34 protein-coding genes are annotated in these 25,454 nt (G+C 61.8%); 33 read left to right on the forward strand and 1 reads right to left on the reverse strand.

Features of this window, described 5'->3' with window-relative positions; translation table 11 throughout:
* Positions 1-158: 158 nt before the first annotated feature.
* From NK214_RS06115 to NK214_RS06215, 21 genes are all read left to right on the forward strand, one after another.
* On the forward strand, positions 159-731 hold the full coding sequence (locus NK214_RS06115) for a hypothetical protein (RefSeq protein WP_253313981.1): 573 nt from the start codon (positions 159-161) through the stop codon (positions 729-731).
* Positions 731-943 (forward strand): TraR/DksA C4-type zinc finger protein, encoded by a 213-nt coding sequence (locus NK214_RS06120; protein WP_253313982.1) that lies wholly within the window; start codon positions 731-733, stop codon positions 941-943. The genes NK214_RS06115 and NK214_RS06120 overlap by 1 nt, the downstream gene beginning before the upstream one ends.
* Positions 940-1,281: a hypothetical protein gene (locus NK214_RS06125; RefSeq protein ID WP_253313983.1), complete on the forward strand. Its 342-nt coding sequence runs from the start codon at positions 940-942 to the stop codon at positions 1,279-1,281. Before NK214_RS06120 ends, NK214_RS06125 begins: the two co-directional genes overlap by 4 nt.
* Positions 1,278-1,592 carry a hypothetical protein gene (locus tag NK214_RS06130; RefSeq protein WP_048410743.1) on the forward strand — a complete coding sequence of 105 codons (315 nt, stop codon included), beginning with the start codon at positions 1,278-1,280 and terminating at the stop codon, positions 1,590-1,592. The genes NK214_RS06125 and NK214_RS06130 overlap by 4 nt, the downstream gene beginning before the upstream one ends.
* Positions 1,592-2,161, forward strand: a complete 570-nt coding sequence (locus tag NK214_RS06135; protein ID WP_253313984.1) for a DUF3486 family protein — start codon at positions 1,592-1,594, stop codon at positions 2,159-2,161. The genes NK214_RS06130 and NK214_RS06135 overlap by 1 nt, the downstream gene beginning before the upstream one ends.
* On the forward strand, positions 2,161-3,762 hold the full coding sequence (locus NK214_RS06140; protein ID WP_253313985.1) for a terminase large subunit domain-containing protein: 1,602 nt from the start codon (positions 2,161-2,163) through the stop codon (positions 3,760-3,762). Before NK214_RS06135 ends, NK214_RS06140 begins: the two co-directional genes overlap by 1 nt.
* Positions 3,759-5,225 (forward strand): DUF935 domain-containing protein, encoded by a 1,467-nt coding sequence (locus NK214_RS06145; RefSeq protein ID WP_253313986.1) that lies wholly within the window; start codon positions 3,759-3,761, stop codon positions 5,223-5,225. Before NK214_RS06140 ends, NK214_RS06145 begins: the two co-directional genes overlap by 4 nt.
* Positions 5,218-6,051 (forward strand): phage minor head protein, encoded by an 834-nt coding sequence (locus tag NK214_RS06150; RefSeq protein WP_253313987.1) that lies wholly within the window; start codon positions 5,218-5,220, stop codon positions 6,049-6,051. Before NK214_RS06145 ends, NK214_RS06150 begins: the two co-directional genes overlap by 8 nt.
* Positions 6,048-6,572: a phage virion morphogenesis protein gene (locus NK214_RS06155; protein WP_253313988.1), complete on the forward strand. Its 525-nt coding sequence runs from the start codon at positions 6,048-6,050 to the stop codon at positions 6,570-6,572. Before NK214_RS06150 ends, NK214_RS06155 begins: the two co-directional genes overlap by 4 nt.
* A gap of 271 nt (positions 6,573-6,843) precedes the next feature.
* The gene (locus NK214_RS06160) at positions 6,844-7,746 is read left to right on the forward strand and encodes a hypothetical protein (protein ID WP_253313989.1); all 903 of its coding nucleotides are present in this window, start codon (positions 6,844-6,846) and stop codon (positions 7,744-7,746) included.
* A 66-nt stretch (positions 7,747-7,812) separates the two neighbouring features.
* Positions 7,813-8,937, forward strand: coding sequence for a phage protease (locus NK214_RS06165; protein ID WP_253313990.1), 1,125 nt, complete (start codon positions 7,813-7,815; stop codon positions 8,935-8,937).
* Positions 8,938-8,978: 41 nt separating this feature from the next.
* Positions 8,979-9,914, forward strand: coding sequence for a hypothetical protein (locus NK214_RS06170; RefSeq protein ID WP_253313991.1), 936 nt, complete (start codon positions 8,979-8,981; stop codon positions 9,912-9,914).
* An 8-nt stretch (positions 9,915-9,922) separates the two neighbouring features.
* Positions 9,923-10,201, forward strand: a complete 279-nt coding sequence (locus NK214_RS06175) for a hypothetical protein (protein WP_253313992.1) — start codon at positions 9,923-9,925, stop codon at positions 10,199-10,201.
* Entirely contained in the window at positions 10,198-10,530 is a 333-nt protein-coding gene (locus NK214_RS06180) for a capsid cement protein (protein ID WP_081555580.1), read from the forward strand. Before NK214_RS06175 ends, NK214_RS06180 begins: the two co-directional genes overlap by 4 nt.
* A 1-nt stretch (position 10,531) precedes the next feature.
* Complete coding sequence (locus tag NK214_RS06185) at positions 10,532-10,969, forward strand: gp436 family protein (RefSeq protein ID WP_253313993.1); 438 nt, start codon at positions 10,532-10,534, stop codon at positions 10,967-10,969.
* 1 nt (position 10,970) lies between these two features.
* A complete protein-coding gene (locus NK214_RS06190; RefSeq protein ID WP_253313994.1) occupies positions 10,971-11,435 on the forward strand; it encodes a Gp37 family protein in 465 nt (154 codons plus the stop codon).
* Positions 11,432-11,734, forward strand: coding sequence for a hypothetical protein (locus NK214_RS06195; RefSeq protein ID WP_253313995.1), 303 nt, complete (start codon positions 11,432-11,434; stop codon positions 11,732-11,734). The genes NK214_RS06190 and NK214_RS06195 overlap by 4 nt, the downstream gene beginning before the upstream one ends.
* 3 nt (positions 11,735-11,737) lie before the next feature.
* On the forward strand, positions 11,738-13,168 hold the full coding sequence (locus NK214_RS06200; RefSeq protein ID WP_253313996.1) for a phage tail sheath subtilisin-like domain-containing protein: 1,431 nt from the start codon (positions 11,738-11,740) through the stop codon (positions 13,166-13,168).
* Between the two features lie 2 nt (positions 13,169-13,170).
* Positions 13,171-13,695 carry a phage major tail tube protein gene (locus NK214_RS06205; RefSeq protein WP_253313997.1) on the forward strand — a complete coding sequence of 175 codons (525 nt, stop codon included), beginning with the start codon at positions 13,171-13,173 and terminating at the stop codon, positions 13,693-13,695.
* Positions 13,696-13,911: 216 nt separating this feature from the next.
* Positions 13,912-14,373 (forward strand): hypothetical protein, encoded by a 462-nt coding sequence (locus tag NK214_RS06210; protein WP_253313998.1) that lies wholly within the window; start codon positions 13,912-13,914, stop codon positions 14,371-14,373.
* A 207-nt stretch (positions 14,374-14,580) separates the two neighbouring features.
* Positions 14,581-14,847: a phage tail assembly protein gene (locus tag NK214_RS06215; RefSeq protein ID WP_048410729.1), complete on the forward strand. Its 267-nt coding sequence runs from the start codon at positions 14,581-14,583 to the stop codon at positions 14,845-14,847.
* Between the two features lie 98 nt (positions 14,848-14,945).
* Here NK214_RS06215 and NK214_RS06220 read toward each other — a convergent pair whose 3' ends face one another.
* On the reverse strand, positions 14,946-15,206 hold the full coding sequence (locus NK214_RS06220) for a hypothetical protein (RefSeq protein WP_081555575.1): 261 nt from the start codon (positions 15,204-15,206) through the stop codon (positions 14,946-14,948).
* A 29-nt stretch (positions 15,207-15,235) separates the two neighbouring features.
* On the opposite strand from NK214_RS06220, the gene NK214_RS06225 reads away from it, so the two are divergent.
* From NK214_RS06225 to NK214_RS06280, 12 genes are all read left to right on the forward strand, one after another.
* Positions 15,236-17,776 carry a phage tail tape measure protein gene (locus tag NK214_RS06225; protein WP_253313999.1) on the forward strand — a complete coding sequence of 847 codons (2,541 nt, stop codon included), beginning with the start codon at positions 15,236-15,238 and terminating at the stop codon, positions 17,774-17,776.
* Complete coding sequence (locus NK214_RS06230; RefSeq protein ID WP_253314000.1) at positions 17,776-18,702, forward strand: phage tail protein; 927 nt, start codon at positions 17,776-17,778, stop codon at positions 18,700-18,702. Before NK214_RS06225 ends, NK214_RS06230 begins: the two co-directional genes overlap by 1 nt.
* A 3-nt stretch (positions 18,703-18,705) precedes the next feature.
* A complete protein-coding gene (locus tag NK214_RS06235) occupies positions 18,706-18,918 on the forward strand; it encodes a tail protein X (protein WP_081575218.1) in 213 nt (70 codons plus the stop codon).
* Positions 18,906-20,111, forward strand: a complete 1,206-nt coding sequence (locus tag NK214_RS06240) for a phage late control D family protein (RefSeq protein ID WP_253314001.1) — start codon at positions 18,906-18,908, stop codon at positions 20,109-20,111. Before NK214_RS06235 ends, NK214_RS06240 begins: the two co-directional genes overlap by 13 nt.
* Positions 20,108-20,716: a phage baseplate assembly protein V gene (locus NK214_RS06245; RefSeq protein ID WP_253314002.1), complete on the forward strand. Its 609-nt coding sequence runs from the start codon at positions 20,108-20,110 to the stop codon at positions 20,714-20,716. Before NK214_RS06240 ends, NK214_RS06245 begins: the two co-directional genes overlap by 4 nt.
* A 33-nt stretch (positions 20,717-20,749) precedes the next feature.
* Positions 20,750-21,460 carry a serine protease gene (locus tag NK214_RS06250; RefSeq protein WP_253314003.1) on the forward strand — a complete coding sequence of 237 codons (711 nt, stop codon included), beginning with the start codon at positions 20,750-20,752 and terminating at the stop codon, positions 21,458-21,460.
* A gap of 65 nt (positions 21,461-21,525) precedes the next feature.
* On the forward strand, positions 21,526-21,873 hold the full coding sequence (locus tag NK214_RS06255; protein WP_253314004.1) for a GPW/gp25 family protein: 348 nt from the start codon (positions 21,526-21,528) through the stop codon (positions 21,871-21,873).
* Positions 21,870-22,976 carry a baseplate J/gp47 family protein gene (locus NK214_RS06260; protein WP_253314005.1) on the forward strand — a complete coding sequence of 369 codons (1,107 nt, stop codon included), beginning with the start codon at positions 21,870-21,872 and terminating at the stop codon, positions 22,974-22,976. Before NK214_RS06255 ends, NK214_RS06260 begins: the two co-directional genes overlap by 4 nt.
* Positions 22,969-23,628, forward strand: a complete 660-nt coding sequence (locus tag NK214_RS06265) for a phage tail protein I (protein WP_253314006.1) — start codon at positions 22,969-22,971, stop codon at positions 23,626-23,628. Before NK214_RS06260 ends, NK214_RS06265 begins: the two co-directional genes overlap by 8 nt.
* Positions 23,629-23,630: 2 nt before the next feature.
* Positions 23,631-24,347, forward strand: a complete 717-nt coding sequence (locus NK214_RS06270) for a phage tail protein (protein ID WP_253314007.1) — start codon at positions 23,631-23,633, stop codon at positions 24,345-24,347.
* Positions 24,344-25,108, forward strand: a complete 765-nt coding sequence (locus NK214_RS06275) for a hypothetical protein (protein WP_253314008.1) — start codon at positions 24,344-24,346, stop codon at positions 25,106-25,108. Before NK214_RS06270 ends, NK214_RS06275 begins: the two co-directional genes overlap by 4 nt.
* Positions 25,109-25,117: 9 nt before the next feature.
* Positions 25,118-25,378: a hypothetical protein gene (locus NK214_RS06280; protein WP_253314009.1), complete on the forward strand. Its 261-nt coding sequence runs from the start codon at positions 25,118-25,120 to the stop codon at positions 25,376-25,378.
* The last annotated feature ends 76 nt before the right edge of the window (positions 25,379-25,454 follow it).

Here is a 25,454-nt window from a genome sequence, read left to right on the forward strand (position 1 = left end):
ACGCTTGCTGGCGCCCGCACCTGCCGCACTCCCGTCCCTCGCCATTCCCCTGGTTATACCCGCATGCCTCAGCTGGCCGCTGCCGCGCCTGGGTAAAACCGGCGTCGCGGCCATCCGACGCGCCGCCATCAAAGCCCGCAATCGTCGGAGGGCGCGCCATGTTTGATATCCGCCCCTACATCAAGCCGCTGGCCATCGCTGCCGTTGTTGCCCTGGTCTGGGGCGGCGGCTTCTACTCCGGCCAGCATGTGGCCGCTACCGCCGCCGCTGTCCGACTGCAAAGCGTCCAGCTCGCACATGAGCAGGAGCGCTCCCGCATCGCCACGACCAAGGCGGACGAACTGGCCACCGCGCTGGCCAACCAGCGGCAACTCGCCGAGCAGGCCAACAAGCTGGGCTGGAAGCTGCTGCAAACCCAGGGCCAACTGGCGCAGAGCCAGGCCCAACTCCGCGAAAGGATCGCAGATGCAACTCGCAATGATGGCCAGGCTTGGACTGGTCTTGGCCCTGACAGCCTGCGCGTCTACCGCGCCGCGCTTGGCTACCCCGAGCGTGATCCGGGTTTGCCCGCAGCCGACGCCGGAGATGCTGCAAAAGCCGGTCAAGCCGCCGCCCCCGGCGCCGGGATACCACCGGCCGACCTGATCGCCCACGCGGTCGACTACGGTCGCTGGTGCCAGGAACTGGAAGCCAAGTTCGATGCCCATGCCGCACTGCAGGGGGGCCACTGATGGATGACTTTGACCGTGCCCAGGAACTGGAGGCCTTCCAACGCGAGATGGCCATCGCGGCGGCGCTGAACCGTGGCGGCGCGGAGTCCCTGGCCGAGTGCGACGACTGCGGCGGCGATATCCCACATGCCAGGCGCCTGGCGGCGCCGGGTTGCACGCGCTGCATTCATTGCCAGGAGCGTCACGAACAACGGCTGCGGGGGTATGCATGACCCTGCAGCTGGAATTCGGCATGTTGGTGTCTTGGCTGGCTGCCTTCTTGGGGCTGCTTATCGGGGCTGGCAAGGTGCTGCTGGCCCAAATCGACCGACGGCAGAGCGAGCGCGACGCCAAGCAAGAAGAGCAGATCAAGGCGCTGCTGGACCAGATTGGCAAGCAGGCCGAGAGCGTGCACCGGCTCGAACGTGACTTCCTGAAATTTCAAGCCGACCTGCCGCTGGCTTATGTGCGCCGCGAGGACTATGTGCGCAATCAGACGGTGATCGAGGCCAAGCTCGACGCGGTGGCGCTCAAGATCGAAAACATCCAATTGAAAGGGGCTCAACGATGAATCTGGATCAAGCGAAATTGCGTCGTGAATTGCTGCGCTGGTATCTGCTGCTGGCGTTGTACAACGCGCGGCCGGAGGAAGTTTGCGAAGACGTGGTGTTGATGACGATGCAGTCGATCTACCCTGACGTGACGGCATTGGAAGCCCGCAAGGAGCTGGACTACCTGGCGGACCGCGTGCTGGTCAGCCTACGCAAGGAGCCCTCCGGGCGCTGGTGGGGCGATCTGACCCGCTGCGGTGTGGACATCGTCGAGTACACCATCGACTGCGAGCCGGGCATTGCCCGCCCCAATAAGTACTGGGGCAAGTGATGGCGCGTCGCAATAGTGTCGGGCAGTTGCCCCAGTCGGTGCGCGAGTGGCTGGACAAGTCCCTGGTCGAGGGCAATTTCAGCGGTTACCAACTGCTGGAGGAAGCGCTGCGCGACAAGGGTTTTGCGATCAGCAAGTCGGCGATTCACCGTTATGGCCAAAAGATTGAGCGCCGCTTCGCCGCGATCAAGGCTTCGACCGAGGCCGCCCGCATGCTGACCGAAGGCGCTGCCGACGACCAGGACGCGCGCTCCGAGGCGGTGATCGCCCTGGTGCAGACCGAGTTGTTCGAGTCCATCGTCAGCCTGCAGGAAGCCAACGAGGAAGACACCAAGCCGGAGGAGCGCATCGCGCTGCTCTCCAAGGCCGCGAAGAACATCGCCACCCTGGCCCGCGCCAGCGTCAACCAGAAACGGTTCCGCCTAGACGAACAGGCGCGCATTGAGCGGGCCGCGCGCGAGGCACTGCGGGCCGAGCAGGAGGAGAAGCTGGAAGAGCTGCGCGGCTCTGATGGCATCAGCGAGCAGATGGAAGCCCGCATCCGCCGCATTCTGTTGGGTAAAGAATAATGGCGCAGCCACCGCTCAAGCCGCTGGGCACGCCGCGCAAGATCAACCTGGCTGAGGAGATGGAGCTGGCCGGCGTGGTGGTGCCGCTGGACGTGGCGGATGCCATCCCGGCGGAGGAGCCGGTATTCCTGCCCTACCAGCAGCGCTGGTTCGAGGACGAGTCCCCGATCATGTTCGGGGAGAAATCGCGCCGCACCGGCATCACCTGGGCGGAAGCCGGCCGCAACGTGGTGAAGGCCGCCCGGCCGCGTCGGCGACTGGGCTGCAACACCTTCTACGTCGGCAGCAAGAAGGAAATGGCGCTGGAGTACATCGCCGCCTGCGCCTTGTTCGCCAAGGCCTTCAACGAGCTGGCCCAGGCCGATGTCTACGAGCAAACCTTCTGGGATGAAGGCAAGCAGGAAGAAATCCTTGCGTACATGATCCGCTTCCCCAAGAGCGGTTTCAAAATCCAGGCGCTGTCCAGCCGGCCGTCCAATCTGCGCGGCCTGCAGGGCGATGTGGTGATCGACGAGGCGGCCTTCCACGACAACCTGGAAGAACTGCTCAAGGCGGCGTTGGCGCTGACCATGTGGGGCAATAAGGTGCGATTGATCAGCACCCACAACGGCGTCGAAAACCTGTTCAATCAGTACATCGAGGACGCCCGCGCCGGCCGCAAGGACTACAGCATCCACCGCATCACCCTGGACGACGCCATCGCCGACGGCCTGTACAAGCGCATCTGCTACGTCACCGGCCAAACCTGGTCGCCGGAGGCGGAAAAGAAATGGCGCGACGACCTGTACCGCAACGCGCCCAATGCCGAGTCCGCCGATGAAGAGTATGGCTGCATTCCGAAGAACAGCGGCGGCGCCTGGCTGTCCCGAGCCTTGATCGAATCCCGCATGTCAGCCGACACGCCGGTGCTGCGCTGGGAGTGCAAGCCGGGCTTTGAGTTGTTGCCCGATCACATCCGCGCCGCCGAGTGCCGCGACTGGCTGGAGGCGAACCTGGCGCCGCTGCTGGCCGCGTTGCCGGCGGACGCCATCTCCTTCAACGGCGAGGACTTCGGCCGCACGGGCGATTTGTCCGTGCACGTGCCGCTGATCCAGCAACAGAACCTGGTGCGGCGGGTGCCGTTCATCCTGGAGCTGCGCAATGTGCCGTTCCGCCAGCAAGAGCAGATCGCCTTCTACCTGATGGACCGCTTGCCGCGCTTCATGGGCGGCGCCTTCGATGCGCGTGGCAACGGTCAATTCCTGGCCGAGGTGGCCATGCAACGCTATGGCGCCAGCCGCATCCAGCAGGTGATGCTGTCCGAAGGCTGGTACCGCGAGCATATGCCGCCGGTAAAAGCCGCCCTCGAGGACGGCGAACTGGTGGACCTGCCCAAGGACGCCGACGTGCTGGCCGACCTGCGCGCTGTCCAGGTGGTCAAGGGCGTGCCGCGCATCCCGGACACCCGCACCACGGGCGAAGACAAGGGCAAGCGCCACGGCGACGTCGCCGTCGCGGTGGCCCTGGCGTATTACGCCAGCCGTGAACTCAACAAAGGCTTGGTCACGGTGAAATCGCGCCGCCGCCGAGCCGCCGCCCGCATTACGCAGGGGTACCAATGAAAACCAAAGGCCTATGGGTCACGCCCACCGATTTCGTCCAGTTCGGCGAGCCGAGCCAGTCCCTGTCCGACCAGATCGCCACGCGCGGCCGCAGCATCGACTTTGCCGGGCTGGGCATGTATCTGCCCAACCCGGACACCGTGCTGAAGGCGCTGGGCAAGGACATCAAGGTGTATCGCGAGCTGCGCGCCGATCCGCACGTCGGCGGCTGCATTCGTCGCCGCAAGGCGGCGGTGAAGGCGCTGGAATGGGGGCTGGATCGTGACAAGGCCAAGAGCCGTGTCGCCAAGTCGATAGAGGACATCTTCGCCGATCTCGACCTGTCCAGGATCATCACCGAGATGCTGGACGCGGTGCTCTACGGCTATCAGCCGATGGAAGTCATGTGGGGCAAGGTCGGCGGCTACCTGGTGCCGGTCGATGTGATCGGCAAGCCGGCGGACTGGTTCATCTACTCCCCGGACAACGAGCTGCGCTTCCGCTCGCGCCAGGCCATGATCCAGGGCGAAGAACTGTCGCAGCGCAAGTTCCTGGTGCCGCGCCAAGACCCCAGCTATCAAAATCCCTATGGCTTCGCCGACTTGTCCATGTGCTTCTGGCCGACCACTTTCAAGAAGGGCGGGCTCAAGTTCTGGGTGCAGTTCACCGAGAAATACGGCGCGCCCTGGGTGATAGGCAAGCACCCGCGCAGCGCGTCGGATGCGGAGACCGACTTGCTGCTGGACCGGCTGGAAAGCATGGTGCAGGACGCGGTGGCGGTGATCCCGGACGACTCCAGCATCGAGATCAAGGAAGCCGCCGGCAAGACCGGCAGCGCCGAGGTGTACGAGAGGCTGCTGCATTTCTGCCGCTCCGAGGTATCGATCGCGCTGCTGGGTCAGAACCAGACTACCGAGGCCACCGCCAACCGCGCCTCGGCCCAGGCCGGGCTGGAGGTCACCCGCGACATCCGCGACGGCGACAAGGCCATTGTCGAGGAAGCGTTCAACACGCTGATTCGCTGGGTGTGCGAGCTGAATTTCAACGACGGCGCGCGGCCGGTGTTCTCGTTGTGGGAGCAGCAGGAGGTGGACCAGGCAATGGCCGAGCGCGACGAGAAACTGACGCGGGCCGGCGCGACCTTCACCCCGGCTTATTTCAAGCGGGCGTACAGCCTGCAGGATGGCGACCTGGTCGAAACGGCGGCCCCAGCGGACCAGGCTGCAGAGTTCGCCGAAGCAACCGATGCCGCCGACCAGGAAGCCCTGGACGCCGCCCTGGACGCGCTGTCGGCCGATGCGCTCAACGCCGACGCCCAGGCGCTGCTGGCGCCGCTGCTCAAGCGCGTGGAGAACGGCGCGCGTCCTGACGAGTTGCTGGGCACCTTGGCCGAGCTCTACCCGGAGATGGACGCCAGTGGGCTGCAGGAGCGGCTGGCCCGCGCGCTCTTTGTGGCCGACCTGTGGGGGCGTCTCCATGCCTAACGTGGATCTCGCCTACTGCATGAAGCTGCCGCCGAAGAAGGCGATCAAATACCTGGTCAGCAAGGGCTACGCCGTCACCTGGGACTGGGAGGAGTTGTGGCAGGATGCCCAAGCCCAGGCGTTCACCGTGGCCAAGGCGACGCGGCTGGATATCCTGCAGGACATCCGCGACGCGGTGGAGACCGCGATCAAGGAAGGCAAGACGCTGGCCTGGTTCAAGAAGGAACTGACACCGGTGCTCAAGGCCAAGGGCTGGTGGGGCAAGCAGGAACTGGTCGATCCGAACACCGAGGAAGTCAGCCAGGTGCAGCTGGGCAGTCCCTGGCGCCTGCAGACGATCTACCGGACCAACCTGCAGACCGCCTACATGGCCGGCCGCTACACCGAGCAGTTGGCCAACGTCGACGACCGGCCGTACTGGCAATACGTGGCCATCCTGGACGGCAAGACGCGGCCGAGCCATCGCGCGATGAACGGCAAGGTGTTCCGTTACGACGACCCGTTCTGGCAGTTCTACTACCCGCCCAACGGTTGGGGCTGCCGCTGCCGTGTGGTGGCCTTGGCGGGAGACGACCTCGCCAAGAGCGGCATCCAGGCCGAGACCTCGACAGGCAAGCTGGGCAGCGCCAAGAAGCTGGTCTCCGAGAAAACCGGCGAGCTGCGGCCAGTGGCCACCTTCCGAGCGATTGACCCGGTCACCCGCCGCGAGATCACGGTATCGCCGGATGTGGGCTGGAGCTACAACCCCGGCGCGGCCGCCTGGCAGCCTGACCTCAAGCGCTACACCGGCGAGTTGGCCGGCTTGGCCAGGCAGGAGTTGTTATGAGCGACTTTGTCAGCATCACCATCGACGACCGCCAGCTGCAGACGACGCTGCGCAATCTGGAGCGTGCCGGCGGCGACCTGACGCCGGCGATGCGCAAGATCAGCCAGACCTTGCTCAAGATCACAGAGGACAACCTGGAGGCCGAGGGCCGGCCAAAATGGGCGCAGCTGGCCGAGTCCACTAAGTTGGCGCGTCTGGGCGGCAAGAAGGCCTTCAAGAAAAACGGCGAGCTCAAGGCCTCGGCCCAGCGTCAGCTGTCCAACTTCCGCATCCTGCAGCACTCCGGTCAGTTGGCCAGCTCGGTGACGCCCGACTACGACAGTACCCAAGCCGTGCTTGGCAGCAACAAGGTCTATGCCGCGATCCAACACTTTGGCGGCGAGGCCGGGCGCGGTGGCTCGGTCGAGCTGCCGGCGCGCCCTTACTTCCCGATGACGGCGGACGGCGAGTTGCAGCCGGAGGCCCGCGAGGAAGTGCTCGAAACAGTGCTGCGTCATCTGAAATCCGCAGCGGGCGTTTAGCCTGCCAGGCGATTTGGCGGCGCTTGGGATGCGCAACGGTAGTCCACTGACCAGATCGCCACACCGTAAAGCTTTATAAAGGCTTTACGGTGGTAAATTTATTTCATCTATGGCTTGGAACAGGCTTCGGGGTTGGGTTCAAAGAACGGCTAAAGGGATTTTTTTGCAAAATGTCTAGGTTGACATGGAAGCGCGCAAGGTCATTGAAATAAAATGCCGAGAATACGTAGACGTAGCCACCCAACAACGAACAAGAAGGTTTGAGCGCAAGATGAATCGTGAAGTCGCCGTCCCTCAAAGAACCAGTCTTGCCGAAGTAAGGCAGATCGTTACCCAGCTCAATCGGATTGATTATGAAAAAGCAGATTACACCTACCTGTTGGAGCAGGTAGGTAAGTTGATTTGTGGTATTCCTATGGAGGCCCACACGGTACCCCAGGGCACACTATTATTCCGAGGAGTGTGCCACCAAGAGAAACCTCATCAGACTTCTCTTCTAGGCCACCCCCCCGCTGAAAAGGTTACTGGGTATCAGCGTTGCAATGCGCCAGGTAAGCCGATGCTTTATGCCAGTGTGGACAAAATCGCTATATTTTCCGAGATTAATCCAGAGCCTGGAAGCAAAGTCTACTTGTCGAAATGGATTGTAGAGAAAGAGTTCTTCTACTTTAGAATTCCTCCAAATGCATCTGAAGAGTGGCAAAACGATCCTGCCTTTTCCAAAGTTGAAACTCTTTTCGAGACACGATTTATCCAACCAGTCCATCAGACGTTTTCTACACAATACAAGCTGACGGCAGCCATTGCGGAAAAGCTTAGTTCGGGGTCTATATCTAGTACAAACCCAGATCATAAGGAATGGGTGCTTGGGGGGGTTGTCTACCCTTCTGTTGCCCATACAGGACGCTCCGATAACATCGCGATCCAGCCCACAGTCGTCCAGAGTTGTCTGCGCCTTCAAGATGTACTCGAAATGGAAGTGCTAGGGAGGGATGAAGGTTCTTGGACAGTCCAAAGCACAGACTTCAGTGCTGAGTTCAATCATGGGGAAATCTTCTGGACAGGTAGAACTCCTCAGTGGACCCTGGGACCTGGAGAGCAGATGACCTTCACGGCAGAGAATCAAGAATGGGTTGCTCGCAGGCTCGATGGCTCCATTATCCACCCATCGTAAATCCCTCTGTCTAAGTTTTAACCTTCATTAAAATTCCCTGGTTTGTATGTCGTCGACCATGACGGCATGAACGCGACCAAACCCCTGCACATCTTCAAGCCCGGCCGCCAGACCGCACTGTCTGGCGCGGTGCTTGATTTCTCCGAGTCCGATCTCGCGGCCAGTGCCCGCGCTTACGATCCGGCGCTGCATGAGGCGCCCATCGTGGTCGGCCATCCCAAACTCGACGCCCCAGCCTATGGCTGGGTGAAGTCGCTGGCTGCAGGCGGCGATGGTTTGAACGCCGAGCCGCACCAGGTCGACGCGGCCTTCGCCGAACTGGTGGCTACCGGTCGCTTCAAGAAAATCTCCGCCAGCTTCTACCTGCCCGACGCCTCCAACAACCCAGTGCCTGGCGTGTACTACCTGCGCCATGTCGGATTCCTGGGCGCGATGCCGCCAGCCGTCAAAGGCCTCAAGCAAGCCGAGTTCGCCGATGCCGAGGATGGTGTTGTCGAGTTCGCCGAGGCCCTCAGCATGGACACCAATGCTTCGCTGTGGCGCCGCGTTCATGACTGGCTGCTGACCCAGTTCGGCCAGGAAGTTGCCGACCAGGTAGTGCCCGACAGGCAGGTCGAAGCCATCCGCGAGGCCGCGCGTGACGACGATGATGCCCGCGCCGCCTTTGCCGACCCTTCCGTTTCCCAAGCAACAGCAACCAACCCTAAGGAGAACCATGCAGTGACCCCTGAACAAAAGGCCGCGCTGGAGGCCGAGAACGCCCAGCTGAAACAACAACTGGCTGCGGCCGAGGCCGAGAAGAAGAAGACGGCGGCGGCTAAACGCCACGGCGAGCACCTGACTTACGCCGAGGAGCTGATCAGCGGCGGCACGCTGGCGCCGAAACACAAGGGCGCGGTGGTGGCCTTCCTGGATTTTGCCGATGGCGAGAGCTCGGTCGAGTTCGGTGAAGGCGACGATAAGCAGCCGCTGGCCACCGCCTTCAAGGCCTTCCTGGGCGATATGCCGAAGGTGGTCGAGTTCGGCGAGACAGCCACCAAGGGCAAGGCCGGCGAGTTGGGCTCCGTCGAAGTGGCCGAGTTCACCGAGAAAGCAACCGACCCCACCCGCCTCAGCTTGCATGTGCAGGCCACCGCGCTGGCGGCCGAGAAAAACATCCCCTACGAGCAGGCGGTGCGCCAACTGCTGTAACCCCTTGGGCGGCAGGTGCCGCCATCACTTAGGAGACTTTCATGGCTGACCGTTTGAAAAGACTCCGGGTCGTCGACCCGGTACTGACCAACCTGGCGCGTGGCTACCGCAATGCGCAATACATCGGCGAGGGGCTGTTCCCGGTGGCCGACATGGACAAGGAGGCCGGCATCATCCCCTTGTTCGGCAAGGAGGCCTTCCGCCTGTGGGAGACCGAGCGCGCGATCCGCGCCAAGTCCAATGTGATGACGGCGGACGATGCCGACACCATGGACGTGGTGTTGCGCGAACACGACCTGGCCTATCCGGTGGATTACCGCGAAAAAGCCGAATCGATGTTCAACGAAGAAGCCAAGGCCGCGCGCCGGGTCAAGGATGCGATCGACCTGGGCCGCGAAGTGCGCGCCGCCTACCTGGCGCAAAACCCGAGCACCTATCTGTCCGGCGCCAAGGTTGTACTGTCCGGCTCCAGTCAATGGAGCGGCGGCGGCGGCGACCCGATCAAGGTGGTGGAAGACGGCAAGGAGGTGGTGCGTCAGCGTATCGGCATGCGGCCGAATACGGCGGTCATCGGCGCGTCCACCTACGCCTCCTTGAAGTTCCATCCGAAGGTGGCCGCCGCTCTGGGTACCCAAGAGCGCAAGCTGATCACCCTGGAGCACCTGAAAGCCATCTGGAACCTCGACAACATCTACGTTGGCGAGGCGCTGGCGGCGAACGGCCAGGGCGCGCTGGGCGACATCTGGGGCGACAACCTGGTGCTGGCCTACGTGGCCAAGCCGGGCGAAGGCCAGTCGCATGACCACGATGTGCCGTCGTTCGGCTACACCCTGCGCAAGAAGGGCATGCCGGAAACCGACAAGTACGACGCCGAGGGCAACAAGGTGGAGTACGTGCGGCACACCGACACCTACAAGATCGTGGTGGTGGGCGCCGACGCCGGCTACCTGATCACCGATACCAACGCCAATCCGTGAGGCCCGCAATGAGCAAGCAAACCTACCGCGTGCGCGGCATCGACCTGGACCACGATGGCAAACGTTACCACGACGGCGACACCATCGAGCTGGGCGATCAAGACGCGGCGGAGAAACGTCGCTGGCTGGAGCGGGTTGCCGTTGCCAAGCCCGCCCCGGAGATGGCTGACTCGTCGAAGTCCGATAAAGCCGCCAAGGCGGACGAGAAGAAGTTGGCCGAAGGCGACACCGGCGCGGCCAAGGACAAGGGCCAGTCGACCAATGAAGGTGAAGGAGCCAAGCAATGAAGACACAAAACGTAGTCCTGGTCGCCTCGGTGCTGGCCATCTCCGATCTGACCGCGCGCCGCTTTGTCGGCTTCGATGGCGGCGTCTGCGCCGCCGGCGCCAAGGCCTTGGGCGTGGTGGAGACCGACACGGCGGCCGATAGCCCGGCGCCGGCCAATCTATTGGGCGTGATCCTGGTCGAGGCCGGCGCTGCCATCGCGGCCGGCGCCGAGGTGCAGTCCGACGCCAGCGGCAAGGCGATCACCAAGGCGGCGGGCGTGGCCAACGGCATCGCCTGGGATGCGGCCAGCGCGGCGGGCGAGCTGATCCGCATCGTGCGGGGCATCTGAGATGCGTTACTGCTCGCTGGCCGATCTGCAGCTGGCGGTTCCGCTGCAGACGCTGATCTGGCTGTCCAACGACGACGAGTCGGCCAGCGCCATCAACGCGGCGGTGGTCGAGGAAGGCGTGCGCCAGGCCGAGGAGCTGGTCGATGCCCACCTGCGCGGGCGCTACAACCTGCCGCTCGACCCGGTACCGTCCGTCGTCAAGGACATGACGGTCAATCTGACGCGGCACTGGCTATACGCCAGGCGGCCGGAGGGCCGCGAACTGCCCGACGCGGTCACCCGCACCTACAAGTCCGCGCTGCAGATGCTGGAGGCGATCCGCGACGCCAAGCTGACCATCGGCGTGCCCAGTGGCGAGGCCGCGCCGGAACCGGGCGAGATGAAGGTGCGCTCGCGGTCGCGCCGCTTCGACACCGCGTTGCTGGATCGGTACCGCTGACATGGCCACCACCTTGCAGATCATCGACGCGGTGGTGGCGCGGTTGAAGGCGAAGCTGCCGCAGCTGGCGGTCGAGTACTTTCCCGACCGGCCAAGCGAGTACCGGCTCAATCACCCCAAGGGGGCGCTGCTGGTCAGCTATCCCGGCAGCCAGTTCGACGGCACCGTGGATATCAGCTATGTCGCTCAGCCGCGCGTGGTGCGCTTGTCGGTGGCCGTGCTGCTGCGCCAGCTCAACGGCAAGGGGGGCGCGGTCGACGTGGTGGACGACGTGCGCCGCGCGCTCGTCGGTTGGCGGCCGCCGGATTGCCGCAAGGTCCAGGCCAAGGCCGAGACCTTCCTCGGCGAGACGGCCGGCATCTGGCAGTACACCGTCGAGCTGACGTCGCAATGCATGTTGGTCGAGGACGCCGACGTCGATACCGAGTCTCCCCTGACTCAAGTCACTTATGAGGAAGCCCCATGAAAACGAGCGTCAGCGAAGTTTCTGCGTTAGCTAAAACAAGCGACAGCGAAGTTTCTGCGTTAGCTAAATACCGCTATAGCGGCCCGACCAGCGGCGTGACGCTGCAGGAGGGTGAAGTCGTCCGCGAGGTGATGCTGCACGCCGGCGCCGAGGTCGAATTGCCGGACGAGCACGAATACACCAAGACCTTGCTGGCCCTGCAGTACCTGACCCCGGTCGACGAAAAAGGCAAGCAGGCCAAGCCGCCGGCGCGCAGCAGCGCCGGCACCGATGAAACGCCGCAAACCAAAGGAGCGTAAGCGATGGCTGCAAACTACTTGCATGGCGTGGAAACCATTGAGGTCGAGCGCGGCCCGCGCCCGGTGCGTACTGTCAAGTCGGCGGTGATCGGCCTGATCGGCACCGCGCCGGTCGGCGCGGTCAATGCCGTCACCCTGACCTTGTCCGAAAAGGACGCCGCCGTGTTTGGCTCCCAGTTGCCCGGCTTCACCATTCCGCAGGCGCTGGACGCGATCTACGATCACGGCGCCGGCACGGTCATTGTGATCAATGTATTGGACCCGGCCATCCACAAGACGGCGGTGGCCAGCGAAGCCGTGGCCTTCGACGCCGCGACCGACCGAGTCAAGCTGGCCCACGGCGCCGTGGCCGGCCTGGTGCTGAAGAGCGGCGATAGCGCGATCACCTACGTGGCCGGCACCGACTACAGCGCCAACCTGGTCACAGGGGAACTGGTGCGCATCAAGGGCGGCGCCATCAGCGCCGGCGCCAGCGTCAAGGCAAGCTATGACTATGCCGATCCGACCAAAGTCACCGCCGCCGACATCATCGGCGCCGTCAACGCCGCCGGCGCGCGCACTGGCCTGAAGGCGCTGAAGGATACCTATAACCAGTTCGGTTTCTTCGCCAAGATTCTGATCGCGCCGGCGTTCTGCACCCAGAACTCGGTGGCGGTCGAATTGATCGCGATGGCCGACCAGTTGGACGCGGTGACGTACATCGACGCGCCGATCGGCACCACCTACGCCCAGGCGTTGGCGGGTCGCGGCCCGACCGGCAGCATCAACTTCAACACCTCCAGCGACCGCGTGCGCCTGTGCTACCCGCATGTGAAGGTCTACGACCCGGTGCTGAACACCGAGCGCCTGGAGCCGCTGTCCGCCCGCGCGGCCGGCCTGCGCGCCAAGGTCGACCTGGACAAGGGTTTCTGGTGGTCCAGCTCCAACCAGGAGATTGCCGGGGTGACCGGTGTCGAACGCCAGTTGTCGGCGATGATCGACGACCCGCAGTCCGAGGTGAACCTGTTGAACGAGCAAGGCATCACCACGGTGTTCTCCAGCTTTGGTTCCGGCTTCCGTCTGTGGGGCAACCGCACCGCCGCCTGGCCCACCGTCAGCCATATGCGTAACTTCGAGAACGTGCGTCGCACCGGCGACGTGATCAATGAGTCGATCCGCTACTTCAGCCAGCAGTTCATCGACATGCCGCTGAACCAGGCCACTATCGACGCGCTGGTGGAATCGGTGAACGGCTACGGCCGCAAGCTGATTGGCGATGGCGCGCTGCTGGGCTTCAAAGCCTGGTTCGACGTGGCGCGCAACCCGGAAACCGAGTTGGCCAATGGTCACCTGCTGATCAGCTACAAGTACACGGTGCCGCCGCCGCTGGAACGGCTGACTTTTGAGACCGAGATTACCTCGGAATACCTGCTGACCCTGAAGGGAGGGAATTGATCATGGCCGGCAAAATCGAAATCAATCGCATCACCAACGCCAACATCTATGTGAACGGCAACTCGCTGCTGGGCCGGGCCGACGAGGTCAAGCTGCCGGACGTGTCCGCCATCATGCAGGAGCACAAGGCGCTGGGCATGATCGGCAAGATCGAGCTGCCGGCCGGCTTCGACAAGCTGGAGGGCGAGATCAAGTGGAATTCGCTGTATCGGGACGTGGCCAAGACCGTGGCCAACCCGTTCAAGGCGGCGCAGCTGCAGTGCCGTTCCAGCATCGAGACCTACGGCGCCCAGGGCCGCCTGCAGGAGGTCAGCCTGGTCACCTTCCTGACTGTGATGTTCAAGAAAAACCCGCTGGGTACCTATAAGCAGCATGACAACGCCGAGTTTGGGTCTTCCTTCACCGCCACCTACATCAAGCAGGTGATCGACGGCGAGGAGGTGCTGGAGCTGGACTACCTGGCCAACATCTTCCGCGTGGGCAGCGAGGACATGCTGGGCACTTACCGCAGCCATATCGGCGGCTGAATCTAATCGCTTGTTCCCTCGTTGGGGCCACTCCGGTGGCCCTTTTTTTTACCGATTATGTATGGGCGACTGGAAGCAGAGTCCGCATAAAGACCACTAGTGCCATAGCCACTTTGCGAAAAAGTTGAGAAAGTGTGTTGCACAGAAATGCATTTGAGATATAACGTGTATCGATTTTTACTTCATGATCTGGGAGGGGACTTGTTCGAATTATCGATGAATGAAGCAATGACTCTGTTTATTGCCTTGTATGCGGCCATAATTTCAACCATTGTATTTGTCTGGGATGTCTACAAGTGGCGACAAGAAGGACCCGATATTCACATTACTACTTCAACAGGGATGAAGATGGTTGGTGGTGTTGTTCCTGACGAAAAAACATACATCAGTATATCCGCTGATAACCGAGGCAGCCGAGCTACCACGATTACAAATTTAGGCCTCCTGTACTATAAGCAATGGTGGAAAGCTTATCTGTGCCGTAAATGGCGAGACGGCTCTTTTGTAATCCCTAACCCGTTAGGGCAACAGATACCACACGTTCTTGAAGCGGGTGCCCGTTGGAGTGCCGCGGTGAACCAGGATGAAGACGCTGAGAGGATGATAAAAAGTGGCTACCTATTTGTTGTACTGTACTGTTCAACCTCTAATAAATGCATTCGATGTCGAGCGATGTGAAGAGGAACCCCTAGTTGAACCAGCAAGCTTTACTGATACAGCCTAGCCTGTTTTATACCCAATAAACTTCAATGCCTGAGGACAATCTCATGAGATTGTCCTTTATCTTTGCTAAAGCCGTTTAACGGACTCCCACCTGGCATCCGCCGACAATCCTCCCTGCACCTACTGACATTGTTCAACATTCACCCGCATGGAGGAGTCCTCATGAAAGCACTCAAGCTGCAATTCCCGTTTACCAACGCCGCCGGCGAGCGCATCGAATCCCTAACGATCACGCGTCTGAAGCGCGGCGATCTGAAGGCCGCCCACCAGCACAGCAAAGACGACGCCGACCAGGAGGATTTCCTGTTCGCGCGCATGACCGGCCTGCTGCTGGAAGACATTGATCAACTCGACATTGCCGACAGCCGGGTGCTGGCCGATTGCTTTCGCGCCATGGTGGGCGGCGGAGACGGAGCTGCGGAGGCTTGACGGCTACCTGCTGACGGTGTTGCGGATGCAGCCGTCGGAGATCGACGGGCTGGAGATGGAGGATTACTGGGGCTGGATCGAGGAGGCCGAATGCGAGGTCAAGCGGCGGAACGAGACGATGCAGTCGCTTTACGGCCGATGACGACCAGCACCGCGATCAGCAAGCCGCCCAACAGCGAAGCGCCGGCCGCCAATGGCGCGCCGGCCAACGCCGTCAACACCAGGGCGATGGGCAAGGCAAACACAGCCCCCCAGAACGGCAGGTGCGCAAAGCACAGCCAGGCCAGGAAGGCGATGCCGCAACACACGATGAGTCCGTATAGGACTTTGGCGGCGATGAGGGCGGTTTTTTCAAACATGGTTTCAGGATAGCAAAAGGCGGCACGGTATGGCCAATGAACTGCTGGTTGGAGTGAAGATTGGCGCGGCGTTGGCGGGCTCGTTTCAAGCCGCGTTCGCCTCGGCGCGAGGCACCACTCAAAAGCTCGGTCAGGTGGCGGATGAACTCCGCGTCAAACACAACCGGCTGGGCGACGCGATGGCGCGGGCAATGGCGCATCCAACCCGCAATGTGGGCGAACTGCGCCGCCAATACGAGCGGCTGGGCCAGACCCTGGACCAGTTGCGCATCAAACAGGAAAAACTGGCCTCCAGCATCGCGCGCGGCGAGACCTTGAAGGCGGGCCGCGCCGATCTGCGCGGCCAGGCGATGGAGACCGCAGGAACGGCGCTCGCCCTGGGCGCGCCGGTTGTTAAATCGGTGGGCGCAGCGGTCAACTTTCAGGACCAGATGCGAGACATCGCCATTACGGGCGAGTTTTCCAAGGTTGAGGAGGCCAAGCTCGGCTCGACTATCCGTAATGCCGCGCTCAAGTGGAACCAGTTCCAGGATGAAATCGCACGCGGCACCTCGGTGTTGGTCGCAGGCGGCATTCAGGACGCCAAGGCCTTGGAGAAGTACGCTCCGGTGATGGCCAAGGCGGCGACCGCGACCCGCGCTAGCATGGACGGTCTGGGCAGCGTGGCGATCGCGCTCAAGGACAACCTCAAGGTGGGAGAGGATGGCTTCGAAAGCGCGCTCAATATGCTGGCCTATGCCGGCAAGCGCGGCCAGTTCGAAATCCGCGACATGGCCAAGTGGCTGCCGGCTCTATCGCCTTCCTTCCAGGCGCTCGGTGTCACCGGCAAGGAGGCCGTCGCCGAGATCGGCGCCGCGCTGCAGATTGCTCGCAAAGGCGCGGGTTCTAACGATGAGGCCGCTAACAATTTCAAGAATTTCCTGCAAAAGATCACCGCTCCGGACACCCTAAAGGATTTTGCAAACGCAGGTATCGACTTGAAGGGCAGCATGATGAATTTGCGCGCGCAGGGACTGACGCCTGTGCAATCCATGTTGGCCATCATTACCCAATACATGCAGTCCAAAGGCCCTGCTGCGGCAGGCCAGTTTAAACAGGCGATGGCGATCAAGGATGACAAGGAACGCCAGGCGGCGCTGCAGCGGCTGTCGGAAGCCTACAAACTGGGTGAGTTGTTTCAGGACATGCAGGCCATGTCGTTTATTCGACCTGCAATTGCTAACCAGGGGGAAATGAAGGATATCCAGCAAGGCAGCATGGACGCCGCCGACAAGGGCTTGCTGGATCAGGACTGGCTAAAGCGGATGGATACCGCCAAGTCTCAGCTCGACAAATTCAAGATCGGAACCGCTGAGTTAGGGCTCACCATTGGCGATGCGCTGTTGCCATCGATTTCCGAGATCATTGTTGAGGTCATGCCGGCAGTGAAGGCATTCGGCGAATGGGCCAAGGAAAACCCCGGTTTGATCAAAGGCATTATCGGCCTGGTCGGTGGTCTATTGGCCGGCAAGATGGCCTTCATCGGACTCAAGTACGGCCTCAATCTGGCGATGTCTCCGTTCAATGCCTTGGGCACATCAATCTTGACCCTGTCCAGTAAATGGACGTTGATGCGCGCCATGCTACTGGGTGGCTCTTCCCGGCTGACCCTGCTGTTCCGATTGTTTGGTGCCGGCCGTAGCAATGCGGTTCGGCTGGCGGCCGCAGTTGCTTCCATGGGCCGAGGCATCGGCTCAGTAGGTCGGTTGGCCATCCGCTTGGCCAGCGCGCTGGGCGGTCAGCTATTCAGCGGCCTACGCTTGGCCGGCCAGGCGGTGCTGTGGCTGGGCCGAGCTTTGCTGATGAACCCGATCGGCCTGCTGATTACCGGCATCGCCATCGGCGCCTACCTGATCTACCGCCATTGGGACAAGGTCAAGCCATGGTTTCAAGGGCTGTGGGCTGGCGTCAAAGCCGCCTTCGCCGGCGGCATCGGCGGCGTGATCAAGCTGATCCTGAACTGGTCGCCGCTGGGGCTGTTCTACAAGGCGTTTGCCGGGGTGATGAAGTGGTTTGGCGTCAGCCTGCCCAAGAACTTCACCGACTTTGGCGGCATGTTGATCGGCGGCCTTCTCAATGGCATCAAGGCCAAGATCGGCGCGGCCAAGGATGCCATCGTCGGTTTTGGTCAGAATGTGAAGGGCTGGTTCGCCAATACCCTGGGCATCAAGTCGCCTTCGCGCGTGTTCATGGGCTTTGGCGACAACATCGCCCAGGGCGCCGCGATCGGCATTGGACGCTCGTCTGGCCTGGCCTCCAAGGCCGCCGCTGGCATGGCCTCACAAACCGCCGCGGCTGCGGCGGTAAAGCGCCTGGGCGCGGCTCAGGCCGCCAGGGGCGGCGGTGAGGCCGCCGGCGGTGCGGGCGGCATGAGCGGCGTCACCATCCACTTCAGTCCAACCATCCAGGTCCAGGGCGGCGCGGCCGAAGGCGTTAAAGGCCAGATCAACGAGGCGATGAAGCTGTCGCTGCATCAGTTGGAGCAGCTGATCAAGCGCGTCACCGCGCAGCAAGCGCGGAGGGCCTACTGATGTTTGCGCTCCTGGGCGAAGTCCAGTTCGACCTGATCACCTACTTCGACGGCTTCGAGTCTCAATTTGGCGTCGACTATGCCGAGCACGCGCTGATCGACGGCAAGCCGCGCTTGCAGCGGGTCGGCGACAAGCTGGACGAAATCCGCATCCAGCTGTCGTTCCATAGCCAGTTCTGCGACCCGGAGCAGGAGCTGATCAAGTTGCAGACGGCCTTGCGTGCGCACCAGGCTATGGCGCTGGTGCTGGGCAATGGCGATTACAAGGGCTGGTTCGTGTTGACCGAGCTGCAGGCGACCAGCAGGCAGACCGACCAGGCCGGCACGCTGATCGCGCTGGAGGCCAGCCTCACCTTGCGCGAGTTCGTCGGCGACAAGAAAAACCCGCTGGCGCCGCCGGCGGTGCAGGCCAGGTTGCCGCCGGCGGCCGCCACCGCGCTGTCAGCCAGCGTGGCCACCAAGGTCGCCGACCTCCAGGCTGGCGTGGGCAGCGCCATCGGATCGGTACGCGACAGCGTGCGTCAGGTGGTGACTTATGCGAACCAGGCCCAGTCGGCGATGCGTGCGGCGGTGGATGCCACACGGGTGGCGCAGAAGCTGAGCGACAACCCGCTGGCGGCGCTGGGCCAGGTGCCGGGCCTGCAGGGGGCGCTGAAGCAGGTGGCGGGTCCGCTGGAGCGTCTATCGCCGGTACTGAACATTCTCAGCAGCCAACTACCCGACGCGGGCGGCATCCTGCGCGCCGGCAACACTGCGCTCGATGCGGTGCGCAATGCCCAGGGCGCGTTGTCCGCCGTCACCGCCGGTAATGTCGTGGGCCGCATCGACTCCATGGCCGGTCAGCTTGCGGCCGCCAGCAGTGCGTTGGAGTCAGTGGCGCCCAATATCAGCAAGCTGGCCGGCAAGGTCATCACTAGGGCGATCTAGATCATGTTCCTGACCCATGTCACCACCGAGGGCGAGCGCTGGGATCAGTTGGCCGCCCGCTATTACGGCGACGCGCTGGCTTACGAGCGCATCGTGGCGGCCAACCCGCATGTGCCGCTGGCCACCGCCTTGCCGAGCGGCCTGGTGCTGTCCATCCCCATCATTGAGCAGGATGATCTATCCGAGGACGAGGAGCTGCCGCCATGGCTGCGTTGACACAGGCCATATCAGAGCCGACGGCGGTGGCCGCCGTGCCCCACCCGGTGTTCATGCTGTCCTACGGGCACAAGAACATCACCAACGACGTGTCCCCGTATGTGTTGTCGGTGACCTATACCGACTACCTATCCGGCCAATCCGACGAGCTGGAGGTGCAACTGGAGGATGCCGACGGCCGCTGGCTGCGCGCCTGGTACCCCGGCAAGGGCGACGCGCTGTCGCTCAAGATCGGCTACGACGCGGCGCCGCTGTTGCCGTGCGGCTCGTTCGAGATCGACGAGATCGAGATTGCGATGCCGCCTTCAACGGTGACGATCCGGGCACTGTCGACCGGCATCAAGAAGTCGGTGCGCACCCGCTCCGGCCGCGCCTACGAGAACACCACGCTGGCGGCGATCGCCCGGCGTATCGCCAAGCGCAATCAGCTGACGCTGACCGGCAAAATCCGCGACATCCGTATCGACCGCGTCACCCAGTACCAGGAACGCGATGTGGCCTTCCTGACCCGCCTGGCACGCGAGTACGGCTACGCTTTCAAGATCGTCGGCAGCAAGCTGGTCTTCACCGAGCTGGCCGATCTGCGTGGCGGCAAGGCGGTGACCACGCTGCAGGCCGGCGATCTGATCTCGCTGCGGCTACGCGACAAGATCAAGGACATCTACCAGCAAGCCAAGGTGAAGTACCACAACCCGAAGACCAAGAAGCTGGTGGTGTACGGGATGAAGGCGGACGGCCAGATGGGCGCCGTGGGCCAAACCACCGTGTCCGCCAAGAAGCGCGGCGCCGGCCAGGCCGCCAGCGGCGACACCCTGAAGCTGTCCACACGCTCCGGCTCCAAGGCGGCGGCGCAGGCCAAGGCGAAGGCGGCGCTGGACAAGAGCAACCAGGAACAAACCGCCGGCAACCTGACCTTGCCTGGCAATCCGAAGCTTGTCGCCGGTGTGACCTTCGACCTGGCCGGGTGCGGCAAGCTCGACGGCCGCTACCTGGTGGAGTCGGCGCGCCACCGCGTCGACCGCAGCGGCGGCTACACCACCGAGCTGGAGGTCAAGCGCGCGGCGATTTCGGTCGCCAAGGGCAAGGGCGGCGGCGCGGCGAAGAAGAAGTCCGGCAAGTCCTTGAAGGTCTACGGCATGAAGGACGGCAAGGTGGATGTGGTCGGCACAACAACAGTGAGCAAGAAGAAATGAACGATACCTTCGACGAGTTCGGCGCCAGCCTCAAGTTCGGCACGGTCAGCGCCAGCAAACCCGGCTTCGCCCGCGTGCGCCTGCCGGACCTCGACAATATGCGCACCATGTGGCTGCCGATCGCCAACCCGAAGACCCTGCAGGATCAATGCTGCTGGACCTACGATCACGGCGAACATGTCGCGGTGCTGCTAGATGCGCGCGGCGAGGACGGCGTGATCCTGGGGGCGGTGTATTCCGATGTGGACAAGCCGCCGGTGACCGACTCGAACAAGTTCGCCGTTCGCTTCAAGGATGGCGCGCTATTGGAGTATGACCGGGGCACCCATGTGCTGACGGTGACCGGGGTGCAGAAAGTGGTGGTCCAGGCCGATGCCGAGATTCTGCTGCAGGCCAGCGCCAAGGTGACGGTGGACACGCCGGAGGCGGAGTTCACCGGCAACCTGACCGTGAAGAAGAAATTGACCTTCCTGGGCGGCATGATGGGCTCGGGCGGGGGCGGCGTGTCGGCGGTGATCAGTGGTAAGGTAGAGGTCGACGGGGACATCCACGCCAGCGGGTCCGTGATGGATGCTGGCGGGAACTCGAACCATCACAGTCACTGACTCCTTAGAGTCTATTCAAGGATAAGGCAATCTATGTTCAAGCAGTCTGGCCGTATTCGGGACTATGTTTTCCCTCTAGCTACTGTCGAGAAGTCCGGTAATGACCTTAGCGTTAAACAAGTTCTTGGAACCGCATTTTTTATAGGGAACCAAGGCTTTGCACTAACTGCAAAACATGTAATCACTGGTTGTGAGTCTCAAAGAATTTGTGGGATGCTGGTGGGAGATGATAATGGTTGGGTAGGATTTGACGTTATCGTTAGAGAGTCCCACCCGACAGAGGATGTTGCACTAATCAAGCTTGCAGGCTCATCGTGGCGCTCATTCTTTCGCCTGAGCAATACAGAAGAGCATGCTTCTTGTAAATATCGACTTTTTGGCTACCCTGACGACACAACGCAAGAGATGGTGCAAGGTGGTCGAGTTGCGATTCGTCCAGACCTTGTTTACAACGAGGGTTATATTCGTAGACGCTACAATGGGAAGCTGCCTTCCTTTCAGGGAACATCTTTCTTTGAGTTGAGTGAAGTAGCAGGCACTGGTGTTTCTGGGGCTCCTGTTCTTAAGATAAACTCTAGTGGCCCATGGGATGTAATAGGCATTTATGTCGGTGAAAAGCTCAATGATCGGGCGACCTCGGTTTCCTATGCTGTTCGCGAAGAAAGCTTCCGTCAATGGTCACCTCAGATGCTCGGAAAAACGGTGTTAGAAGAGTCACAAAACACCGAGGAGCCCTCGGCCTAGCCTGTCCCTATCATCACTAAAGTTCTTTATCATTCTTTTGCGGGGCATCACGACATTATTGTCGTATGACCCGCCCATCTGACTCCCTTCACTGGCAACCCGCCTTCGGCGGCCTCGGCATCGTCGAGACCGTGGCGGACATCGACCAGTCCATCCACATCATTCTGCGCTCGCCCAAGGGTTGTGATCCGCATCGCCCGGATTTTGCCTCCAGCCTGCACCTTCACCTCGACAAGCCCATCAACCAGGCGATTCCGCACCTGGTTCGCGAGGCGGTAGAGGCCATTCGCAAGTGGGAGCCGCGTTGCGTCCTGGTGAAGGTCACGCCGGCGGTGCTGGGCTCACAAGTCACCCTGCGCGTGCGCTGGAAGCTGGCGGACGGCGTGCTGCGCGAGACCGAGGTGCAGCTATGAGCCTGCCCGAGCCGAGCTTCATCGACCGCAACCCGGACGCCATCACCGCCGAGATCGTCGCCCAGTACGAGCAGTTATCGGGCAAGACCTTGTACCCGGCCCAGGTGGAGCGGCTGCTGATCGACGTGATCGCCTACCGCGAAAACCTGGTGCGCATCGGCATCCAGGAGGCGGCCAAGCAGAACTTGGTGGCCTATGCCCGCGCGCCGATGCTGGACTACCTGGGCGAACTGGTCGGCGTGACGCGCTTGCCGGCGCAGCCGGCCAAGACCACGTTGCGTTTTACCCTGGAGGCCGCGTTGGCCACCGGGCTGTTGATCCCGGCCGGCACCCGTGTCGAGGGTGGCGATGGCGTGGTGGTCTTTGCCTCCGATGTGGATGTCACCTTGCCAACTGGCCAACTGTCGGTCGATGTGGCCGCTACTGGCGAAGAGCCAGGCACTGCCGGCAATGGCTGGCAGCCTGGCCAGATCAATAGCCTGGTCGACGAGTTGGGTAATATGGAGGTGGCGGCCGCCAACACCTCGGTGACCAGCACCGGCTATGACGAAGAGGACGACGAGCGTCTGCGTGAGCGCATCAAGCTGGCGCCGGAGTCGTTCACCAACGCCGGCAGCCGCTTGGCCTACCGTTTCCATGCCCTCAAGGCGCATCAGAGCATCGTCGATGTTGCGGTGCTGTCGCCATCCCCTGGCGTCGTTCACCTTTACCCCCTGACGGCAACGGGGCTGCCGGACTCCAATTTGCTGGCCTTGGTTGAGGCCACTTGTTCCGCCGAGAAGGTGCGGCCGTTGACTGACCGGGTGCGAGCATTGGCACCCAGCCGCGTTGACTATGCGATTGAGGCTCAACTGGTGCTGTATACCCAGGCGGATTCGCACTCGGTTCAGGCCCAGGCGATGGCACAGGCCAAAGCCTATGTCGATGGCCGGGCAGGCGGCTTGGGACGCGACATCGTGCCAAGCCAGGTGATTGCCGCGCTGCAGGTGCCTGGCGTGTACCAGGTCACGCTGAACAGCCCAGCCTTGCGTGTATTGAGTGACAGCGAATGGGCGCACTGCACCCAGATTTCTATCACTCTGGCCGGAGTGGCAAATGGCTGAGACCTTGCTTTTGCCTCCGGTGCTGGCCAGTGACCCGCGCTTCCGCGCGTTGGGCCAACTGACTGGCCGTATCAGCCAGCAAGACTTGTCGCCGCTGCTGGTTTACCTGGTGGATCAAGTCGACACCGAGTTGTTGCCGGTTCTTGCCGAGCAATTCCATGTGATGGGCGATGAAGGCTGGTTGCTGGCCAGCGATGAGCGCCAGCAGCGCGCCTTGATCAAAAGAGCGATCGAATTGCATCGATACAAAGGCACCTTGTGGGCGGTTCAGGAAGTGTTCCGCGTGCTGGGTATCGATGCCGAATTGCTGGAGTGGTGGCAGCAGCAGCCGGAGGGTATCCCCTACACCTTCAGTTTGAAGCTGTGGGCCAACGACAACTGGCAAGACAAGAACCCCTTATTGAGCGCTGAGCTATATCACCGGCTGAAGTGCATGGTGGATGAAGCGAAGCCGGTTCGCTGCTCGTATGCGCTGCATGTCGGCGCACGCTTCGATCAAGGAGTTTATCTCGCCTCGGCGGGCCAGGCGCGTGCGATACGTCGCACAGGTGGCCACTGCCTGCCGGTCCCTGCAAAGCCGATTTTTCAACCCGCACAGCTTGCCAGCGCAGGATGCGCCAGGGCAGTGCTGCGCCTTTCAATGGAGGGCTAGAGATGACTACTACGCTCATCCCGCAACTGTTGGATGCGGGCTTGTCCGCCATCCAGCTGGCCAGCGGCGATGGCATCCAGTTGCGGATAACCCACGTCGCCCTGGGCGATGCCGGTTATGTACCCAATGCCGGGCAGAGCGGCTTGCGTCATGAGGTTGTCCGCTATCCCGTCGCGGATGGTCGCATCGTTGGCCCTCGCCAACTCCACCTGACGGCCCTAGCGGACGACAGTGCAGAGTTTTGGGTACGCGAAGTCGGCTTCATCCTGGAGAGCGGTGTGTGCCTGGCGGTGTGGAGTGATCCAAACCGCGCGCTGGCCTACAAGCAGTCTGGCTTGGAGCTGTTGCTGGCTTACGACCTGACCCTTGCTGGCGTACCGCCTGACAGCGTCATCGTGCAGTCGACCGGTGCGGGCCTAAACCTGCATCTGGCCGAGGAGCTGGCCAGCCTGGCTGGCGCCCAGATCGCCAGTCAGTTGGTCGACCTGCAGCAGGATGCGCTGCTAACGGAGCATGGCCGAGTGCTGTCCACGCTACACAGCGATCTTGCTGGTCAGTTGGCTGCCCTCACCGAGTCTGACCGACAAACAACGCAGCGTTTCGACCAACTGGCCGGTCTACACACGGCCGAACACGAAAGCCTACTGGAGATTCAAGCCGCAAACGCGGCGGCCATTGTGGACCTGCAGAACCATTACTTGAAAGGAGCAACAACATGAGCCTGGAATCGAGCATTGCCGACCTGGTCCGCGCCACCACCGACCTGACCGCCACCGTTCGTGGAAAGACGGTGGAGATCGACGGCAAGGTCGCTGCGAAAATCAGCGAGATGGAGGTGTGGAAAAACGGCCATCTCAGTGAACATGGGTTTATTGCCGTCAACTACAACGCGCGTATGACTCGCGTTTCGGGGGAGGCTCCGCAACAAGTGCCAATAGCGATGGGGTTGAATGCGGGTGGCGATTTTTTTAGCAAGTTTGATTTGAAAATCATTCCAGTTGTTGGTGGGGTTGATCCAGCCACTCGTCCCCCGGTAGTGCGTGAGCTTTTGCAATACATGGGATGCGACCGCCATAATTTCACGGCTGAGTTCAATATCGTTGAGCTGACGGTGAAATCCATCGCTAAGGGATTTGGCGACTATGTTTTTTATATCCCGTATCGGCATATCAAGACTGGCGCTTTTCATAGCTGCGTCATGTATCACAAGCTTGTTGGCACCGCAGACTGGGGCTGGATGGATAACCGCTTTAAAGGGGCGTGGCATCAAGTGACTCAGCATCAATTCACGCCCGGCGATGCGGGTGGATATTTCCATGTCGATGTGGGTGTTACGAATGCGAGCGTAGGCGACAAACTGTATTTAGCTCTGCCGCAAGTTGTAGTTGGCAAGTGGAACCCGGAGCTGCGCATCCCGCCGTTGTTCAACATCTACGACATGATTCTCAATGCCGTGCCCTCCGCTTTGCCTAGCGTCTAGGAGACAAACATGAACATGCAGAATGCCGTTGATGAACAGCACACCCTGGTTGCAACCGAAAAAGGATTAGAACCGCTACGGCTCGTGATCGCCCGAAACCAGTGCGAACAGCGAATTCAGCAGGCCTATCCAACCTGGCAACAGCTCAACATTCTGCGTGCGGGAACGAAAGAGGAACAAGCCCGAATGGGGCAGTTCATCGACGCCTGCCGCGCTTGGAGCAACGGGGAGTTACCCGATCTGGCCGAGCTGGAAAAGATCAAGCCGTAGTAAAGAAGGAGAAGACAGCGGCCGGGCAAGTGTTGGAGCACCTGCCCGGCCAGCTGACCCGCAGTCATAGCCTGCA

This window comes from Chromobacterium sp. S0633 (genome assembly GCF_024158805.1).
GTDB lineage: Bacteria > Pseudomonadota > Gammaproteobacteria > Burkholderiales > Chromobacteriaceae > Chromobacterium.

Coding starts and splice junctions, on each gene's coding strand:
- NK214_RS06115 (WP_253313981.1), top strand. CDS start 159: ATGTTTGATATCCGCCCCTACATCAAGCCGCTGGCCATCGCTGCCGTT.
- NK214_RS06120 (WP_253313982.1), top strand. CDS start 731: ATGGATGACTTTGACCGTGCCCAGGAACTGGAGGCCTTCCAACGCGAG.
- NK214_RS06125 (WP_253313983.1), top strand. CDS start 940: ATGACCCTGCAGCTGGAATTCGGCATGTTGGTGTCTTGGCTGGCTGCC.
- NK214_RS06130 (WP_048410743.1), top strand. CDS start 1,278: ATGAATCTGGATCAAGCGAAATTGCGTCGTGAATTGCTGCGCTGGTAT.
- NK214_RS06135 (WP_253313984.1), top strand. CDS start 1,592: ATGGCGCGTCGCAATAGTGTCGGGCAGTTGCCCCAGTCGGTGCGCGAG.
- NK214_RS06140 (WP_253313985.1), top strand. CDS start 2,161: ATGGCGCAGCCACCGCTCAAGCCGCTGGGCACGCCGCGCAAGATCAAC.
- NK214_RS06145 (WP_253313986.1), top strand. CDS start 3,759: ATGAAAACCAAAGGCCTATGGGTCACGCCCACCGATTTCGTCCAGTTC.
- NK214_RS06150 (WP_253313987.1), top strand. CDS start 5,218: ATGCCTAACGTGGATCTCGCCTACTGCATGAAGCTGCCGCCGAAGAAG.
- NK214_RS06155 (WP_253313988.1), top strand. CDS start 6,048: ATGAGCGACTTTGTCAGCATCACCATCGACGACCGCCAGCTGCAGACG.
- NK214_RS06160 (WP_253313989.1), top strand. CDS start 6,844: ATGAATCGTGAAGTCGCCGTCCCTCAAAGAACCAGTCTTGCCGAAGTA.
- NK214_RS06165 (WP_253313990.1), top strand. CDS start 7,813: ATGAACGCGACCAAACCCCTGCACATCTTCAAGCCCGGCCGCCAGACC.
- NK214_RS06170 (WP_253313991.1), top strand. CDS start 8,979: ATGGCTGACCGTTTGAAAAGACTCCGGGTCGTCGACCCGGTACTGACC.
- NK214_RS06175 (WP_253313992.1), top strand. CDS start 9,923: ATGAGCAAGCAAACCTACCGCGTGCGCGGCATCGACCTGGACCACGAT.
- NK214_RS06180 (WP_081555580.1), top strand. CDS start 10,198: ATGAAGACACAAAACGTAGTCCTGGTCGCCTCGGTGCTGGCCATCTCC.
- NK214_RS06185 (WP_253313993.1), top strand. CDS start 10,532: ATGCGTTACTGCTCGCTGGCCGATCTGCAGCTGGCGGTTCCGCTGCAG.
- NK214_RS06190 (WP_253313994.1), top strand. CDS start 10,971: ATGGCCACCACCTTGCAGATCATCGACGCGGTGGTGGCGCGGTTGAAG.
- NK214_RS06195 (WP_253313995.1), top strand. CDS start 11,432: ATGAAAACGAGCGTCAGCGAAGTTTCTGCGTTAGCTAAAACAAGCGAC.
- NK214_RS06200 (WP_253313996.1), top strand. CDS start 11,738: ATGGCTGCAAACTACTTGCATGGCGTGGAAACCATTGAGGTCGAGCGC.
- NK214_RS06205 (WP_253313997.1), top strand. CDS start 13,171: ATGGCCGGCAAAATCGAAATCAATCGCATCACCAACGCCAACATCTAT.
- NK214_RS06210 (WP_253313998.1), top strand. CDS start 13,912: ATGAATGAAGCAATGACTCTGTTTATTGCCTTGTATGCGGCCATAATT.
- NK214_RS06215 (WP_048410729.1), top strand. CDS start 14,581: ATGAAAGCACTCAAGCTGCAATTCCCGTTTACCAACGCCGCCGGCGAG.
- NK214_RS06220 (WP_081555575.1), bottom strand. CDS start 15,206: ATGTTTGAAAAAACCGCCCTCATCGCCGCCAAAGTCCTATACGGACTC.
- NK214_RS06225 (WP_253313999.1), top strand. CDS start 15,236: ATGGCCAATGAACTGCTGGTTGGAGTGAAGATTGGCGCGGCGTTGGCG.
- NK214_RS06230 (WP_253314000.1), top strand. CDS start 17,776: ATGTTTGCGCTCCTGGGCGAAGTCCAGTTCGACCTGATCACCTACTTC.
- NK214_RS06235 (WP_081575218.1), top strand. CDS start 18,706: ATGTTCCTGACCCATGTCACCACCGAGGGCGAGCGCTGGGATCAGTTG.
- NK214_RS06240 (WP_253314001.1), top strand. CDS start 18,906: ATGGCTGCGTTGACACAGGCCATATCAGAGCCGACGGCGGTGGCCGCC.
- NK214_RS06245 (WP_253314002.1), top strand. CDS start 20,108: ATGAACGATACCTTCGACGAGTTCGGCGCCAGCCTCAAGTTCGGCACG.
- NK214_RS06250 (WP_253314003.1), top strand. CDS start 20,750: ATGTTCAAGCAGTCTGGCCGTATTCGGGACTATGTTTTCCCTCTAGCT.
- NK214_RS06255 (WP_253314004.1), top strand. CDS start 21,526: ATGACCCGCCCATCTGACTCCCTTCACTGGCAACCCGCCTTCGGCGGC.
- NK214_RS06260 (WP_253314005.1), top strand. CDS start 21,870: ATGAGCCTGCCCGAGCCGAGCTTCATCGACCGCAACCCGGACGCCATC.
- NK214_RS06265 (WP_253314006.1), top strand. CDS start 22,969: ATGGCTGAGACCTTGCTTTTGCCTCCGGTGCTGGCCAGTGACCCGCGC.
- NK214_RS06270 (WP_253314007.1), top strand. CDS start 23,631: ATGACTACTACGCTCATCCCGCAACTGTTGGATGCGGGCTTGTCCGCC.
- NK214_RS06275 (WP_253314008.1), top strand. CDS start 24,344: ATGAGCCTGGAATCGAGCATTGCCGACCTGGTCCGCGCCACCACCGAC.
- NK214_RS06280 (WP_253314009.1), top strand. CDS start 25,118: ATGAACATGCAGAATGCCGTTGATGAACAGCACACCCTGGTTGCAACC.